Below are 2,568 nucleotides of genomic sequence, written 5' to 3'. Positions count from 1 at the left end.
ACGAACAAAAAATATCACCTCCATTACGGAGGTGATATTTGCAGATTGCTAATTTTCTATTCCGTAATACTCTCGAAGTTCTTCCGAGAGTTGCCCACGCTGCTTGACGATCTGCGCGATCGCCCGCCTCACTTCATCGCGCCAGTTGTCATTTTGCTTGAGCGCTTCGACCATCGATGGCTCGATCCAAATCGATAGCTTCGATTTCAAAGACTCTGGGCGATCGCCTTTCTGAAACTGGAATTTTTCCAGCTCAGGATTTCCCCCGGGTCTTCCTCTTCCCATTGGAGCCTCCTCATGTACTTACTCTATTCTAGCACGGGGTCTCCCTAAAAAAGATTGTAAAGAAAAGTTACAACCCCTTGCTTTTTGCCTGACCCCGTGCAATAATAAAAGTGTGGTTAAGACAAGAACCTTGAAAATTCAATAAGGATCCTTTTCACCTTGCTTCAGGAGAGACAGATTGGGCAAGGTACTTGGATCCAATGAAATCAATGCAAGTAGACTAAGGAGATTAACGATGGCAAAAGTAGTTTTCGGCTTTTTCAAAAGCGACAAGGCTTATTATAGTGCCTTGTGGAATCAAATAAAACACTGGAAAGATTCCAAACAAGCACTAAGTTTAAGTGTAGAGCAAAAAAATCAAAAAGTGTGGCATCGTGGCCACATAGTATTGGAAGAAAAAATTTTCATTCCGATAGTACGATTCAAAACAAAAGACAATCGAATAATGTCGCGGCGGTGTAGCCTAAACGGATTGCCGATTTATGCAATCGAAAAAGTCAGCCAGGAGGTGTATGAAGTTCGTCCACTTTCAGGGAGCAATAATTCCAAAGAAAATCAAGTTTACTTTACGTCAGAACAGGACTGCACATGTCCGGCATGGCGGAAAAACACTGGATTAATTGGAGGCCGGTGCAAGCATCAACTGATGCTTCAAACGGAATTTCAACAAATTAAGGCAGCGAAAAAGCTGCTTGAGAAACAAATAATCCCAGCACATCCCCAAAAAATCCAAAAAGCAGAGCCAGCAAGCGTAAAGTTGGTACAACTTTGCAACGGATATTCCCCCTTTCCGGGTTGTCAACTCCGAGCAGAAAGCGGTGATAGTGGATACGATTTTAAGGTCCTAGGGGAAGTAGAGGACCGGGCAAACAAACAAAGAATCACCGCTTGCTTTGGATTGATACATCCGCAACCGAACAACAGATTTACCTATTCAAATCGGAGAATTTACAGCCAAGGAAATCCATTGCAAACCGAGGAAAATATTGCTCGTGCTTGTCGCGAGTTAAAAAATAACTCGGATTACAAAAATTGTAGTTTTTGGGAAGAAAAACCCAAAAATGAAGAGAACGAAGAAGTAGATATGAATAACTTATTTTCTGCTTCAATAAATCTCCAAAAGGCAAAAATTCCACAAAAAACGTACACCTATCGAGTAATCAGGAATAACAACGACCTGTGGAGTTTTTACAATACCGATACGAATTCATTTGCCGATCAGGCAGTGTATTACGAAGAAATTAACGAACGAACACGACGATTGCACAATCAAGGCCACAAAATAGAAATACTATCACCGAAAGGACATTTTCGTTGGAATGGAGAGGTATGGCGTTCTGTTGGTAGGAATTAACTAAATCGCATCCTCCCAGCTGCAGATGGGAGGATAGGGTTTAGTCCCTAGTTGAGTACAGAAAAGAGGAAAAAAAGGAAAATGGACAACAACAGCAAACCAACTTTATCGGTTTTTGGTGCTCCAACAGAAAACGCTTTAATCTTGCCAGAAATGCCATTTGCCTTGCGCAATAACTGCCAATCTGGCAAATGGACGACTGGCGACGAAGAATACGGCTCTAAAATAGCCATGACTATTTTGAAGTTTAGCAAATTTTTCGGCAATCTTGGCCAAACAAAAAACACCCTTTGGGGACAAATTTGGTTCGTGGCTGAAGCCGGAGAAATGCCCCATAATGTGGTGATGGTAACTTACATTAAAGGGCGCAGCCTGAATGACTTTAATCGCTTGGTAGTATCCGTGCAGGCTCGGGGAATTGAGCCAGCCGAGGGAATTTTTATTCCCGAATTCGTCAAGCATTCCGGTCAGAAACCCGATGAAACCGGGGTGTTGAGGCCAATTAACTATTATAGCCTGAAATGGGATTGGGCGGAACGAACCAACTGGGAGGTAATCGAACAAGCAGCATCTATGCTCGAAGACCCGCAAAATGTCAGTCGGTTGATTGATTTGCAGGGCACCCGGGAAATGGTTTGTTTGGATAATTTGAATCCCCATGAAATTGCTTGTTTGATGGAAGAACAAAAAAACCCAATCGAAAAACTTCCGCCAGTTGAATGACTCTAAATAACTGTTAGTTCTAACAGTTATTTCTGAAAAATTCTTGCGATCGCTTCCTTCGGATCTATTTGGAGGCGATCGCACACCTCTAGCAGGTGATTTAGCAAAAGCGCGAGAAGGTCGGATTTAGTGTCTCTTGCGCCTGTCGCGCGCGCGATCGCCTGATTGAAGCGATCGCTATCACCTTCTAGCGGGCGAAACCCAAG

Annotated in this window: 4 protein-coding genes and 1 pseudogene; 2 read left to right on the top strand and 3 right to left on the bottom strand. The window is 43.1% G+C overall.

Annotated features, from left to right (window positions below):
* Positions 1-48 precede the first annotated feature (48 nt).
* Positions 49-285 (bottom strand): hypothetical protein, encoded by a 237-nt coding sequence (locus tag LKK83_RS30645; RefSeq protein WP_324635256.1) that lies wholly within the window; start codon positions 283-285, stop codon positions 49-51.
* Positions 286-520: 235 nt separating this feature from the next.
* On the opposite strand from LKK83_RS30645, the gene LKK83_RS30640 reads away from it, so the two are divergent.
* Positions 521-1,639 carry a hypothetical protein gene (locus tag LKK83_RS30640; protein ID WP_324635255.1) on the top strand — a complete coding sequence of 373 codons (1,119 nt, stop codon included), beginning with the start codon at positions 521-523 and terminating at the stop codon, positions 1,637-1,639.
* Positions 1,640-1,686: 47 nt separating this feature from the next.
* Here LKK83_RS30640 and LKK83_RS30635 read toward each other — a convergent pair whose 3' ends face one another.
* Complete coding sequence (locus LKK83_RS30635; RefSeq protein WP_324635257.1) at positions 1,687-1,872, bottom strand: hypothetical protein; 186 nt, start codon at positions 1,870-1,872, stop codon at positions 1,687-1,689.
* On the opposite strand from LKK83_RS30635, the pseudogene LKK83_RS30630 reads away from it, so the two are divergent.
* Positions 1,784-2,317, top strand: a pseudogene (locus LKK83_RS30630) (hypothetical protein); the annotation flags it as partial. The gene LKK83_RS30635 and the pseudogene LKK83_RS30630 overlap by 89 nt on opposite strands.
* 71 nt (positions 2,318-2,388) lie before the next feature.
* Here LKK83_RS30630 and LKK83_RS30625 read toward each other — a convergent pair.
* Positions 2,389-2,568, bottom strand: a 180-nt coding sequence (locus tag LKK83_RS30625) for a hypothetical protein (protein ID WP_324635254.1), incomplete at its 5' end; no start/stop codon positions are given.

The sequence above is a fragment of the Phormidium sp. CCY1219 genome, from assembly GCF_035615515.1.
In the GTDB taxonomy this organism is placed as follows: Bacteria; Cyanobacteriota; Cyanobacteriia; order Cyanobacteriales; family Laspinemataceae; genus CCY1219.
The sequence above is the reverse complement of the archived record's forward strand: the minus strand, read 5'-3'. Positions and strand labels throughout refer to the sequence as shown.

Bases quoted from the DNA above. Each gene is read 5' to 3' on its own strand.
- LKK83_RS30645 (WP_324635256.1), bottom strand. From the start codon at position 285: ATGGGAAGAGGAAGACCCGGGGGAAATCCTGAGCTGGAAAAATTCCAG.
- LKK83_RS30640 (WP_324635255.1), top strand. From the start codon at position 521: ATGGCAAAAGTAGTTTTCGGCTTTTTCAAAAGCGACAAGGCTTATTAT.
- LKK83_RS30635 (WP_324635257.1), bottom strand. From the start codon at position 1,872: ATGGCTATTTTAGAGCCGTATTCTTCGTCGCCAGTCGTCCATTTGCCA.